Genomic DNA, 13,094 nt, shown 5'->3' with positions numbered 1-13,094 from the left:
CTCTTGAGTTGAAAAAGAAGTACTTAAACTGTACGATGAAATAAAACAAAAGATAGCTAAAAAGATCATGAAGAAAACTGATGCAATTGGGAATAAATGCAGATGTTATAAATACTGTTGTATAGGATATCTCATATATAACTGTTTAACGAGCAGATAAATTTAAGAGATTGTCGTAACTATACTATTTTATGGTCCCTTTTAGTATTTACGAGGTGGATTTTTTTGTTAGAAGTTAGGATTAAATTAAAAGAAATTATTATCGAGCGTGGAATTACCCAAAAAGAATTATCAAAAAAATCAAAAGTCAGAGAAGCTACTATTAGTGAAATTGTTAGAGGATCTCGAACTGTAATCAATTTCAAACATTTAGCATCAATTGCAGAAGCTCTTGATATAAAAAAGATTGAAGACATCATGGAGTTTCAAGAGAAAAGTAAATGAACATTTTAATTAATTCTACTCCAACTGTTTAAAAAAATACATACATTACATAGAACATGTTGAATTGTAATGGGGCAAGTAATCCGTAAGAATAAGGAGAGCGGACAAATAGAATTCTTTACTGTGATGATTGGTATGCAGCCTCATTGATTAAAGATTATATTTTGCTCAAGACCTTCCCCAGTTTATTTTTGAATTGTTTGAAGGGTGACCATTGAAACAGAATATTCAAATGGTCCCTTCATATATAGATGAAATTAGTCTTTACTTAGGTTATATCTTAAGGGTTTAGGTTTATTTTACCACCTTTCATAATTGAAGTTTTTTGTTAGATTATTTAGGAGACTTTAAAATAGTCATACGTGTGAAAGATAGCATAAACGTATAATAATTGTTGTATAAAGTTGGGGGATCACATGGGAGAAATAAGAGGAATAAGTGATTTTAATGCACTTGAATTATTAGGTGGTTATTCTAGAAGTGAAAAAGAAAATAATATTGAATACTTTTATTTGAAAAATAGTGATATTGTAACGATTAAATGTTCCAAACTTCATAATGGGAAATCATCATATTGGTTTGGGGTAACTCCAAATGCAATAGCTTTATATAAATCAAGAAATATATCTCATATTGTATTAATCTTAGGATACGAAGGATTACTTAAACTGCCAATCGATATTATGTATAAATACATTCAAAATGCAAGCGTTACAAATAATGAAATAAATGGTAAGATAAAACGTTACCATATTTTTATTAGTTTTGATAGAGAAATAGTCTTATTTAATCCCGTAGAGAAGTTTATTGTAGATGAATACTATATTTATAATGAAGAAATTGTTGAACAGGATCTAAATCAAAAAAGTAAGGAAGCAATATTAAAAGAAGCTAAGGAATTTACTGATTATAAACAACAATACGTCGAGAGTGAGAAAAGAACTTCTAGAAGAAAAGAAAGTAAAGCACAAAAAGAAAGAATAGCAATATTAGAAAGTCATACCTGTCAGGTTTGTGGTTTTATGGAAGAATATATAAATGCTAGTAATAAAAAGTTATGGATAATAGAGGTAGACCATATCATCGAAAAGTCAAAAGGAGGAGGGGAAACCTTTGACAATCTTTGGGTTCTCTGTCCTAACTGCCATAATAAAAAAACAAGAGGAATCATAACAATTGATCCTTTAAAAAGAGTTGTAAAAGATAAAGGAAAAATAATCAATATTAGAGATAATCATTTAGGGTGGTAAAGTTACTTATTTAATTAACAAAAAATACAAGATATGAATACATGTAGTGTGGGAAATGGGTCGTTAGAATATTACTAACGACTTTTTATTATTTGGTGTGATTAGATACATTTTAGTTTGTTAATTTAAATTGACTAATTCTAAAAAACACGGTTAGGCAACAACCTTAATCACATATTGATTGTTCTATGATTTTTAATATCGAAACGAAAAATTTGAGTACAAATTTGAAGAAAATATATAGAAATTTTTTAGGGTTAGAAGAAAAAATTCGTATTCACATCGACCATTCATTAGCGTCTACATTCAAAGAAAATCGGAATGAACCATGTCAAATATATTAAAACCAATGTTAAGAGTATTCAATTGATCTAACTAAGATTCTAATATAAATGTTCAGTAAGTCTACATTACCTTTTTATATTTAATTCAACTAGAATGTGGAAATTGTTATTTTTTCGGTATAGGCCTTTAATTTTGTAGCAAACTATGCCACATAAAGGAGAGTCTGGCATGTTTGTAAAAAAGATGATTGGTGAAGTGGAACTAACAAAAGATTTATTAATTTTATTATGTATTGGTGGGCTTTATAGTTTAAGTATTGCTCTATCCAATACTTTTGTGAATGTATTTTTATGGAAGCAGTCGGGTGAATTTTCAGATTTGGGAATATATAATCTGACGGTAGTGATTTTACAGCCTCTGACATTTATTATTGCAGGGAGAATGGCAAAGAAAATGGACCGAATCATCGTATTGAGACTGGGTGTTATTTTTTTAGCTATTTTTTATGTCGCTGTTTTATTAGTTGGGGCAAGAGCTAGTGAATTTATCATTCTTTTAGGGGTATTACTTGGAATTGGTTATGGTTTTTACTGGCTTGCATTTAATGTTTTGACGTTTGAAATAACAGATCCGGAAAACAGGGATTTTTTCAACGGATTTTTAGGGATTTTAAATTCGATTGGTGGGATTATAGGTCCTATTTTAGCAGGATGGATTATCACGAGGTATGTAGGATTTCAGGGGTATAGTTTTATTTTTGCTACGTCCTTAGGGTTGTTCGCTGTCGCTGTAATTTTAAGCTTTTCATTGAAAAGACGCCCTGCAACTGGGAGATACTTATTCAAAGAAGCATTGCTTGAAAGAAAACAAAATCTCAATTGGAGAATGGTGACGAATGCTCACGTCTTTCAAGGACTTCGAGAAGGTACATTTCTATTTATCATATCGGTTTTTGTTTTCATTTCGACCAAAAGTGAGTTAGCTTTAGGGACATTTGGGATGATTAATTCTTTCGTATCGTTTATTTCCTATTATTTTGCTTCGAGGATGATCAAGAAAAATGTTCGCAAAAAGGCAATTCTATTTGGTGGGATTGGATTGTATGTCTCCATTTTCTTAATCGCTTTCGATCTTTCATATGGAAAACTATTGCTTTATTCAGGGTCCATCGCCATTTTCTATCCGATGCTATTGGTTCCATACATATCTCTTACATATGATGTGATTGGTAGGGCAAAAGACGCTGCTGAAAGAAGGATTGAGTATGTGGTGGTAAGAGAACTATTCCTTAATTTTGGGAGGGCAATTTCAATTACTGCATTTCTTTTTGCCATTTATTTTTTTGAGAAAGACAGCATTCCGGCGTTATTGCTAATTCTTGGTGCAGGTCACAGTTGTATTTACTTTTTTATTCGAAAAATTAAACTCACAACACCATAGTGTTTCTATATAAGATTAACATAGGAAGAGGAACCTTTTTGTAATTATTATTAAAACTATTATTAATTAAATGAGACCACCTAAAATGAACTTTAAGCGGTCTTTTTATATCCCATGTGAGTGATAATTTTGCATTGATAATATCTGTAATAACTAAAAGTAAATATTATTAATCGATTTCAATAGGGCCAAAGCCAAGTTGTCTTTCAACCCGTTGTAATCTTGTGTTAATTCGCTCTTGCCGTCGATTTATCCTTTCAAATTGTCGTTCTAAACGATCAATTCTTTTCTCTAACTCTGTAATGTTATATCCTGGTATGTGTGAAAATACTGGTATGGGAATAATTCCACTGGGTAATTGTTGTCGATGATACATAGGTATGCCTCCAGTTATTGGCTATATGTGTGTGTAATATTATATGGTTAAGTATTCATTATTGCCAATGCACGAACATAATTATTTTAAACTCTTTATTAGAACAGTAGTTTTTTAGGATTATAGCTAAAAATTCGGAAGTAGGATAAATCATAAAAATATTAACTGGTAATATCGAAATGAGGTTAAAATAGAATAATTAATAGTTGTTAATAGATTTAAAAACAAAAAATAGAAAGTAAAAAGTATTTGTAACACTATTGGTAGTTATCATTAACTATGATGGATTTATTATTGTGATACTTTCTGAGAATGTATACCAATATGTATAAACAATCCATTTTACATATCTATTAATCATATCTATAATAATATTTATTAAAATTGTCGAAATTAAGGACTATTAATTTAAAATTCATAGATTATAATAAATATATATTAACAGAACATACGTTTGATGTTTGGGAGGTTGCATATGAATAAAAAACCAACTGTTATATCTTTATTTGCTGGTGCTGGTGGAATGGACTTGGGTTTTGTACAAGCAGGTTTTGATGTAGTATGGGCGAATGATTTTGAACAAAATGCTGTAAATACTTATAGAAAGAATATAGGAGATCATATTGTATTAGGTGATATTACAAAAATAGAAAGTTCTAGTATTCCAGGTGAACCAGGTGAAATTGATGTGGTGATTGGTGGTTTTCCTTGTCAAGGATTCTCTGTTGCTAATACAAAAAGAAGTATGGAAGATAAACGAAATTTTCTCTACTTAGAATTGTTACGTATTGTTAAGGATAAACGCCCAAAATTTTTTATTGCAGAGAATGTTAAAGGTCTAATATCCATGTCAAAGGGTCAAGTATTAGATATGATAATAGGAGATTTTAAGGATTTGGGTTACAAAGTTGATTTCAAAGTTTTAAATGCAGCAGATTTTGGGGTCCCACAATTACGTGAGCGTGTTATTATAATGGGAAACCGCTTAGATATTGATAATCCATTCCCTTTTCCTACTCATTTTTCAGACGGTCTTCAATCAGGTCATTATCAAACGGATTTGTTTCATTATAAAGAGGACAAGAAAAATCTTCCAAAGCACGTTACTGTTAAAGAGGCTATAGACTTTTTAAGTGATGTTAGAACACGAAATGAATCCTTTGTATTTTCAGAAAATGATTTAAATAACAAGTTTGAAAATGATAGTCATATGAATGATGGCCCTTCAAATGGTGTGAATATGAAGAGGTTTAAGCTAAATAAAATTGATAAAAATAACTTTCGCTCTTACCCAATGGAATGGGTAGAATCAGGTGGTATTATCCATAATCATGTTGCTTCAGAAAATGTTAGTGATAAATTTTGGGGAAGAAAACACGAGGTTAATCAATTCGATATTTGTGACTATTTGAAAGAGTGGAGAAAAAAATCTGGAATATCAGTAAAGAATATTGATAAACATTTTGGATATAACCATACCGCTGGTCATTGGTTTAGGAAAGATAATAATTCTGGTAGTATACCTAAGCCAGAGGATTGGTGGGGTTTAAAAAAACTACTAGGTTTCGATGACAAATACGATAAACAAGTTACTGAATTTGTTGAAAAAGAGATTAAATTTGAACAATCGTTAAGAATAACTAACTGGGATCGGCCAAGTGATACAATAACGGCATCACAGCCCGAAATACATGTTAATAAGAAAAGAAGGTTATCAGTTAGGGAGTGTGCCATTCTTCAGACATTTCCTATGGACTTTGAATTTACAGGTAGTTTAAATGCTATGTATAGACAAGTTGGAAATGCAGTTCCAGTAATGTTGGGTAAGGCTATTGCAGAAAGTGTATTTAATGTATTATCAAAGGTAGAAAATAGTAATAGTATTGAAGTGAAGAGTAATGAAAAAATGAAGAAATTGTTAGCTAGAGTATAAATATAAATAACTAAAACCCCTAATTCAAATCACACATTTGAATTAGGGGTTTTTTATTAATAAATGTTAATTTCAATATACAACAAATTGGTGGGTGAAGATTTCTTTTATAAAAACTAACTGAATAATTTGATTCAAGATAGGAAAATATAGCTTTAACAATATTGGAGTTAGGCAGATGTTTAAGCAAGAAAATGATTAGTCAAATAGTGAAAACTATTTAGTAAACAATATGCATTCTGGAGGAGGATATAAAATGTCATCTAATCATCCTATTCAGGGATTAATGAATTCTGCAATGGAAAACCTAAAACAAATGATAGATGTGAATACAATAATTGGGGATCCGGTAGAAACACCAGATGGAAGTGTAATATTAACTGTTTCTAAAGTAGGATTTGGATTTGCAGCTGGAGGTAGTGAATTCCATTTAAATTCTTCTGAAAATGGAATCAATCACAATAATCATCCATTTGGTGGAGGAAGTGGTGGGGGTGTCTCAATTACACCAATAGCATTCCTTGTAGTAAATAGCAGTGGTGTAAATATGTTGCATTTAGATCAAAACACCCACATTATAGAGAAAATTATTGATTTGGCTCCAACAACTTTTGAAAAAATAAAAGAAATTTTTAAAAAAGATGTACATTCGAACAGCAATAAGAATAATTTAAACGAGTCAAAACATGATTTGGATATCTAGAAAAAACCATCTAATTGATGGTTTTTTAGTTTAATTTTTTTATTTTTCTTGAAAATAGAGAGACTCTAATAAATTCAATTTCATCTTAAGTGAATCTTCCATATTTTCATTCCAAAGCAGGACTTTTATTCTAGAAGGTGAATCATTCAATAATAAGAACTTACTACATTTTGTGTAATTAAATCTAATTTTTCCAGGATTTTTACCTGCACTGATAACATCATCACCGTAAATTTCATTTAGCTTACCATTAGGCATACAAACAACAGCAATTGATTGAATATCTAGATTAACTTCATTGTATAAAATAATAATAAAATAGGTAAGACATATCTTTTTTTCACCATTATTTTTTGTATAGAAAAAAGGAAGATGTCCTTTATATGGACGAGATTCTTTACCTCGAACATTGATTGATCCATAGTAACTATTTTGATTATCTCCAACGAATATATTTTTAGTAAAATCACCTACGTTTGCTAATGTTACAGTTTTAACATCAATGTGAACATACGCATTATACGTTTCAAAGAACATATCTGAACCTACGGGGGAAGAATTAGGTTTGCCAAATTGATTAAATAGCCAATAGAAAATACGTTCTGAACCTGTTGCAAAAGAGGATGTTTGATCCCCAAGGTGAGCTACCCAATCATCCTTGATTTCTTCTTTTGTGTTAAAACCACTCAACATTTTTTCTCGGTCTAATTTTAGTGAATAAAATATTTGTTGTAAATATTGATGTTCCCAGAATTCAATTTCATTTAAATGTATGAGTTCATTCATTAAGTAATTCATTATATCACCTCTAGATAATTATACCATTCCCTCACAAAGAAAATAATATTTTGGCAATTACAATTTAATGAATTTCAATATTATTAAAGAGAAGGGATCCAATAATAGTTCAGTCAAATATAGAAATGTTTTGGAAATTATTTATAATCTTTTGGTTTAATAGTTTTCATTTACAAAAAGTTAATAATAAATTAGTATAATATGGTAAATGTGTTTATATTAAGACTTTGAGAGGAATTAAATTAATGTCATTAACAGATCATTTATTAATGGAACTTGAAAAAAAATATTTTTTTATTATTAAGAGACTACTTGAAGAACATCTTGGTGAGATAATAAATCAATTATATAGCCAACAGAATATACCAATGTATCCATCTGGAACTAATACAATACAAAAGGGTGCACAGAATATTATTGAAGGTATTATTGATAGATCTCAGGGTTGGAATATAGCCTCTATGGGAGCATCAAGTGATAGTTGTTTTGAATGCGGAGATTCAATTATTCATTTGGAAGTGAAAACTATTAAAATAACTGATGATGATTATAGAGAAAACAGAGTATTGCTAGAAAGAAATCAAACTTCGTATAATTCTACTTCTTCATCAATAATTGCAGGAAAAAATTGGCTTGCAAATCTTAGGTTTTATGAAAATCATATCCGTTTCGGCAAAGTTCCTAACTTAACCTATGCTGTTAGAATAGCCTATAGTCCTACAAACCTTGTAGAAGAAATAAGGCTAATGAGTATTCCCAATGGCCAATTTTATACAACATTCTTTGATACTATATTATATCCAGGAAAAAGACCAGGTACTTTGACTCGTCCTAATATTAGATTTAAAATGAACGAAATAACTCAAAAAAATGGGCATGAGTGGAGATCCAGTGTTCTATTTAAAAGACAATAGAGCTGTATTTTTATTCTATATTTCATTCTAAATAATAAATCTATAACCTGATTAAAGAAAGAGATCTTTAGAGGTCATATATGTAATTTATGTATTCATGCTAGAAAAACTTTCAGGCACAAACCCTTGTACAAAATTTTGTGTTTTGTCCAATAATTGTGCCAGACACTATTTTGCTACGTACCTTTTTTCCTTAAAAGTTATTAAAAGGTAGGTGAAGACTCTCTACCCTTTTGGTATGGAGTCTTTTTTTAAATGTCATGGTGATACGGTTAAAAGGATAACCTCCAGGCAATCGAAAACATTATCAATAAGTAGTTAACAAGAGAGACAGACTGGAAAGATTCTGGTCATTTTTTTTCATTTATTTTGCATTTTTCTATTGCAAAAATACTTTCTTATTGACATTCTAAATAATATTTGTCAAATATATGAGGATTTTGGTGATATGCAGGAGAATTTAAAAGAGATATGGAATTTTCTGAATATGAGATTAGAATGGGAGAACAGAACTAATGAAGATTATAGTACGATGTCCTGTATGCACAAATATTTTTAATTCAGACGATTATGTTTTTTTGGATTTTTTAAACACTATTTATCACCAGGGATGTTTCTATGATTTGCTCAATCAACCTCCAATGAATGATTGTGGAACTTTTTTGGAAATTGTTCATAAATATGTATTTTTCCATGAATTAATAATAAATTAATTTATATCAATAACACTATTATTGATTAAATAATAATATCTCAATTTATTTAAAGAGTTTTATTGTAATGATATATCAAAAATAATAATGAAGAAGTATTAACAATGATAGATCTATATAGAAAAACAGAAGTATTATTTTATACTTCTGACATGGACAAAGGTAAAGATTTTTCTATCGTTTTTTAAAAGAAATGCTGGAATAATTTACTTCTCATTAAATTAATAACAAAATATTATAATCATATAATTCAAATAGAATACAATAATTCTCAAGCTAGAAATGAAGGCAGAAGAATAGCTATAATGATGGCTAACTTCTGCCTAATTTAATTTGTAACACTATTATAAAATAAAGGTAGGTTTATCAAAGATAATGGAAGTTGGAAATCCAAAAATAATAAATGATGTAAGAATCCACGTTAGTACATTTGAGGAATTCTTTAAAGAAAAGGCACTATATCCTATAGGAATTGATACATATCAACGGCCATATATTTGGGATATCGTTAAAGTTAAAGAGTTAATTAATGATCTATTAGTTCACCTAGAAACAGAACCTGAGATACCTTATTACATGGGCAGTATATTGTTGCACCAAAATGACGAAAAAAAGAAATTGTTTATCATAGATGGTCAACAGCGCTTGACAACCTTGAGTATTCTTTTTTTTATATTAAATGGGAAGTTATTAAACGACAAAATGGTTATGGAATATAACTCGCCAATCTCCATTCAGAATATCAAAAACATTCAACTGTTTTTTAGTAATGATGAGAAAGAGAACTGGAAAGAAAAAGTTTCCTTATTGTTCCCTAATATTCAATTTACCTTTATTATCACTTCTTCGGAAGATTTAGCCTTTACTTTTTTTGATACACAAAACTATCGAGGAGTAAAATTAAAACCTACTGATTTACTCAAAGCTTATCATCTAAGGGCAATCAATAATTTAAAGTTACAAGAGTATTGCGCAAAAAGTTGGGAAAATATCCAAAGTTTCCAACCTCTAATTGGCAAGAAGGGGGACTTTGCTGCTGAATTAATTAATAAATACCTTTGGAGAGCGCGTAGTTGGCGGGGGCAAAAGCAAATTAGTTTAGAAAACGATGATGGTATTTTAAAGGTGTTTATGAGTTACACAATATCAAATGATAATGATAACTCCATAAGGTTGTTTCCGAATAATAACAATTCTTATGGGATAAAACTCTATTTAAAAGATAATAAAGATTATGAAATACAACTAAAAAAAGTGAACTCACAAGATGATGTAAACCTTCCTTTTTTATTAAGACAGCCAATAAGTAAGGGACTTGGATATTTTCTCTTTTCAATGAAATATGCTGAGATTACCCAGTTACTTTTTATCGAAAGGAACATTCGAAGTAAGGAAATTAAAAGATTTAGAGAGTTTTATAATATTGTTTGGAAGAATATTTCAGTTTATTTAAAGGAATTATTCATTCTTGCAACAATAATGTATTATGACAAATTCGGAGAAAGAGAATTTTTTAGGTTTTCACTATGGTTAGATCATGTTTTAGGGGCAATAAGATTAGAAAAGCAAAATGTTGTTAAACAAGCTCCAATAAAATTTTTAATGGAAAGAGATAATAATTTACTAGATATAATTAGTCATGCCTTTATGCCAGAAGAAGTATTTGAATTTCTAATAAATTGTTATGAAAAAATTGATATATATCAAAAGGAGAATATAGAAAGTGGTAAAGGTGTACAAGGTTATTATAAAGAAAGATTACTCACTTATTATTCAAAAGATAGTTTAAAATATAAAGAATGCTGGATGGAACAATTGATTGAGGAGATAGTTTATGCAAATAAAGTCTAATTTGGTTACATTAAAAAGCATTGCAGATCAGCATTACTTGTTCAATGTTCCTATCTATCAGAGATTATATGTCTGGGAAGAGGACCAAGTTAGAACTCTATTAGAAGACATAGAAGCAGCATATGAAGATGAAAAAGAGCTTTTTTACTTAGGGAGCGTTTTAGTTGTTAAAAATAGAATGTTATCAAAAAAAGAAAGTAAAGTTTTTGATTTAATTGATGGACAACAACGATTTACAACTCTCTGGATGATTTCCATAGTATTTGGTGGTGATTTAAAACCTTTCATTGAACTGGAGCGGACGAATAGGATAAACTTTGCTATTAGGGAAGAAATTAATAAACAATTTAGGTTAATTATTGGTGGTAATAAGCAATGTCTAAATAAATTACCTGCTAATATAACTGATGCACTTGCATTTATTGATAAATTCTATACTCAATTTGAGCTAGAAGAAGTTGGGAAGGCAGAAAAAATTGCTGCTTTTATTAACGAGAAAGTACAATTGGTTTTCACAGAAGTACCAGATAAAACAGACTTAAATAAATTATTTGAGGTTATTAACAATAGAGGTGTACAACTACTGCACCATGAAATTTTAAAAGCAAGAATGCTAGATAAATTATCAGGAAAGGATCGGATAAATTACAGTATCCTATGGGATGCTTGTTCTGTGATGGAGCAGTATATAGAAAAAAATATAAAAGATATAACTAGCATAAAAATACAGGACTTATTTGATACTGTTGATGCTAAGGTTGGAATGGAAAAAATAGCAGATCCAGTTAAAGTATTATCTACTATAGATGAAAAAGAGGTTTCCAATAGCAAACCTAGTACATTGTTGGAAATATTGGATATAGATTATAGCTATGATACAAAAGATAATGTGAGAGATAAAGAATACGAAGAAGACGAATATATTGGAGATGATGTTAGAAGTATCTTAACTTTTCCAATGCTTTTACAACACACACTAAGAATTTACCTAGTATACAAAAGTCATGATGATATTCCTAAAATATCAGATAATGAATTATTAAATATTTTTACAAACCATCTTCTCAGTAAATTTATTAACGAAGAAGAAATAAAAGAATTTATTGAGTTACTTTGGGAAGTTCGATACTATTTTGATAAACACGTAATTAAATGGGTAGGACTTAAGGAAAGTGAAACACATTTCATTCGTAAAATAGAAAAGTACAAAAATAATAGAAAGAACAAGAATTTCTATTTTTTACGAAGAGGAGAACCTACATCAAAAGGTGAATCTCTACTACAAAGTATGTTATATCATTCACAACAAATAACAACACATTATTGGTTAACTCCATATTTAAAATTTCTTATAGAGAATAAAGGCGAAAATAGTTATGAGTATTTAAAGTATTTAGACAACCATTTGTTATGTGCAGAAAAAGATGATGATCCATTAGTGTTTAGGACAAGGAGATTCTTGGATGATCCTTATTATGATACCACAATAAAGATAGGGATCTTAAATCAAGATCTTGGGACGGAATTCCCTCATTATTGGTTTTATAAACTCGAATATGTACTTTGGGAGAAATATGCCTCAAGTATGGACAGAAGGTGGAAAGAATTTAAATTGACTGCCAAAAATTCTGTTGAGCATATATCACCACAAACTCAAAAGGATACTGATGTCAATACGGTATCAGATAATGAACTTAACAGATTTGGTAACCTAGCGTTAGTATCAAGAAGTATAAATTCAGAATATAGCAATCTACCATTTAATGAAAAGCGCCAACGATTTATTAATAATAATAAAGAAAAATTAGATTCCTTAAAGATGGATTTAATTTATCAGAATGAGATTTGGAATGATCAGCTGGCGCAAAAGCATCACACAGAAATGATAGAAGTGTTGAACCATTATTTAGGGATTGAATTGAAATGAAACTTAGCTTTTTATTACATGAGTAATGATTTTTTATATATTATTTTTGTATTTCGATAACAATGCCAAATTAAATTCATAAGACTACGAAGTAAAAAGTTTAAATACAAAGAGGGTGGGAACAGATTCCATCCTCTTTCATGTCCTAAAAGACAAAAAACTTTCGGTTCTAATAGAAATTAAGTGTTTATTGATAAAATGATTTTAATAGTTCCAGATGAACGATAATATTTGTAATATAGGGCATAAGGCACTTATAAATAAATTTCGTTTCTAATTTCAATTTTTGAAATGGAGTGATGTAAATAACTTAGGACTGAAAAATTCAAAAAGACTTTTTTAACTCCTTACCTCCATTGTTCAGCCTTGTATACGGTATATTAGATAAATTCCTCTCAAATAATTTCCATAGCAGGATTCTGTTGAACAGACAAGATTAGTATAATTATTTTATAGGGAC

At 29.4% G+C, this 13,094-nt stretch carries 10 protein-coding genes; 8 read left to right on the top strand and 2 right to left on the bottom strand.

The annotated features are described in order from the left end of the window. Positions 1 to 225 precede the first annotated feature (225 nt). The 3 genes from G3O09_RS04115 to G3O09_RS04105 all read left to right on the top strand — a co-directional run bounded on the left by G3O09_RS04115 (position 226) and on the right by G3O09_RS04105 (position 3,419). A complete protein-coding gene (locus G3O09_RS04115) occupies positions 226 to 444 on the top strand; it encodes a helix-turn-helix domain-containing protein (RefSeq protein WP_163100206.1) in 219 nt (72 codons plus the stop codon). Between the two features lie 416 nt (positions 445 to 860). Further along, positions 861 to 1,694, top strand: a complete 834-nt coding sequence (locus G3O09_RS04110) for an HNH endonuclease (protein ID WP_163100205.1) — start codon at positions 861 to 863, stop codon at positions 1,692 to 1,694. Positions 1,695 to 2,207: 513 nt separating this feature from the next. Beyond that, positions 2,208 to 3,419, top strand: a complete 1,212-nt coding sequence (locus G3O09_RS04105) for an MFS transporter (protein WP_163100204.1) — start codon at positions 2,208 to 2,210, stop codon at positions 3,417 to 3,419. 169 nt (positions 3,420 to 3,588) lie between these two features. Here G3O09_RS04105 and G3O09_RS04100 read toward each other — a convergent pair whose 3' ends face one another. After that, positions 3,589 to 3,795, bottom strand: coding sequence for a hypothetical protein (locus tag G3O09_RS04100; RefSeq protein ID WP_163100203.1), 207 nt, complete (start codon positions 3,793 to 3,795; stop codon positions 3,589 to 3,591). Between the two features lie 475 nt (positions 3,796 to 4,270). Here G3O09_RS04100 and G3O09_RS04095 point away from each other — a divergent pair, with 475 nt between their 5' ends. Continuing rightward, positions 4,271 to 5,728 (top strand): DNA cytosine methyltransferase, encoded by a 1,458-nt coding sequence (locus tag G3O09_RS04095; protein WP_163100202.1) that lies wholly within the window; start codon positions 4,271 to 4,273, stop codon positions 5,726 to 5,728. A gap of 256 nt (positions 5,729 to 5,984) precedes the next feature. Next, the gene (gene ytfJ / locus G3O09_RS04090) at positions 5,985 to 6,431 is read left to right on the top strand and encodes a GerW family sporulation protein (RefSeq protein WP_163100201.1); all 447 of its coding nucleotides are present in this window, start codon (positions 5,985 to 5,987) and stop codon (positions 6,429 to 6,431) included. A 39-nt stretch (positions 6,432 to 6,470) separates the two neighbouring features. Here ytfJ and G3O09_RS04085 read toward each other — a convergent pair whose 3' ends face one another. Continuing rightward, positions 6,471 to 7,229 carry a PDDEXK family nuclease gene (locus G3O09_RS04085; protein ID WP_205439602.1) on the bottom strand — a complete coding sequence of 253 codons (759 nt, stop codon included), beginning with the start codon at positions 7,227 to 7,229 and terminating at the stop codon, positions 6,471 to 6,473. A 245-nt stretch (positions 7,230 to 7,474) separates the two neighbouring features. On the opposite strand from G3O09_RS04085, the gene G3O09_RS04080 reads away from it, so the two are divergent. From G3O09_RS04080 to G3O09_RS04070, 3 genes are all read left to right on the top strand, one after another. Further along, positions 7,475 to 8,143 (top strand): hypothetical protein, encoded by a 669-nt coding sequence (locus G3O09_RS04080; protein WP_163100200.1) that lies wholly within the window; start codon positions 7,475 to 7,477, stop codon positions 8,141 to 8,143. Positions 8,144 to 9,231: 1,088 nt separating this feature from the next. Next, positions 9,232 to 10,707 carry a DUF262 domain-containing protein gene (locus G3O09_RS04075; protein WP_163100199.1) on the top strand — a complete coding sequence of 492 codons (1,476 nt, stop codon included), beginning with the start codon at positions 9,232 to 9,234 and terminating at the stop codon, positions 10,705 to 10,707. Next, on the top strand, positions 10,691 to 12,634 hold the full coding sequence (locus tag G3O09_RS04070) for a DUF262 domain-containing protein (RefSeq protein WP_163100198.1): 1,944 nt from the start codon (positions 10,691 to 10,693) through the stop codon (positions 12,632 to 12,634). The genes G3O09_RS04075 and G3O09_RS04070 overlap by 17 nt, the downstream gene beginning before the upstream one ends. Positions 12,635 to 13,094 lie beyond the last annotated feature (460 nt).

The sequence above is a fragment of the Peribacillus alkalitolerans genome (genome assembly GCF_010882125.1).
GTDB lineage: Bacteria > Bacillota > Bacilli > Bacillales > DSM-1321 > Bacillus_BN > Bacillus_BN alkalitolerans.
The sequence above is the reverse complement of the archived record's forward strand: the minus strand, read 5'-3'. Positions and strand labels throughout refer to the sequence as shown.

Bases quoted from the DNA above. Each gene is read 5' to 3' on its own strand.
- G3O09_RS04110 (WP_163100205.1), top strand. From the start codon at position 861: ATGGGAGAAATAAGAGGAATAAGTGATTTTAATGCACTTGAATTATTA.
- G3O09_RS04105 (WP_163100204.1), top strand. From the start codon at position 2,208: ATGTTTGTAAAAAAGATGATTGGTGAAGTGGAACTAACAAAAGATTTA.
- G3O09_RS04100 (WP_163100203.1), bottom strand. From the start codon at position 3,795: ATGTATCATCGACAACAATTACCCAGTGGAATTATTCCCATACCAGTA.
- G3O09_RS04095 (WP_163100202.1), top strand. From the start codon at position 4,271: ATGAATAAAAAACCAACTGTTATATCTTTATTTGCTGGTGCTGGTGGA.
- ytfJ (WP_163100201.1), top strand. From the start codon at position 5,985: ATGTCATCTAATCATCCTATTCAGGGATTAATGAATTCTGCAATGGAA.
- G3O09_RS04085 (WP_205439602.1), bottom strand. From the start codon at position 7,229: ATGAATTACTTAATGAATGAACTCATACATTTAAATGAAATTGAATTC.
- G3O09_RS04080 (WP_163100200.1), top strand. From the start codon at position 7,475: ATGTCATTAACAGATCATTTATTAATGGAACTTGAAAAAAAATATTTT.
- G3O09_RS04075 (WP_163100199.1), top strand. From the start codon at position 9,232: ATGGAAGTTGGAAATCCAAAAATAATAAATGATGTAAGAATCCACGTT.
- G3O09_RS04070 (WP_163100198.1), top strand. From the start codon at position 10,691: ATGCAAATAAAGTCTAATTTGGTTACATTAAAAAGCATTGCAGATCAG.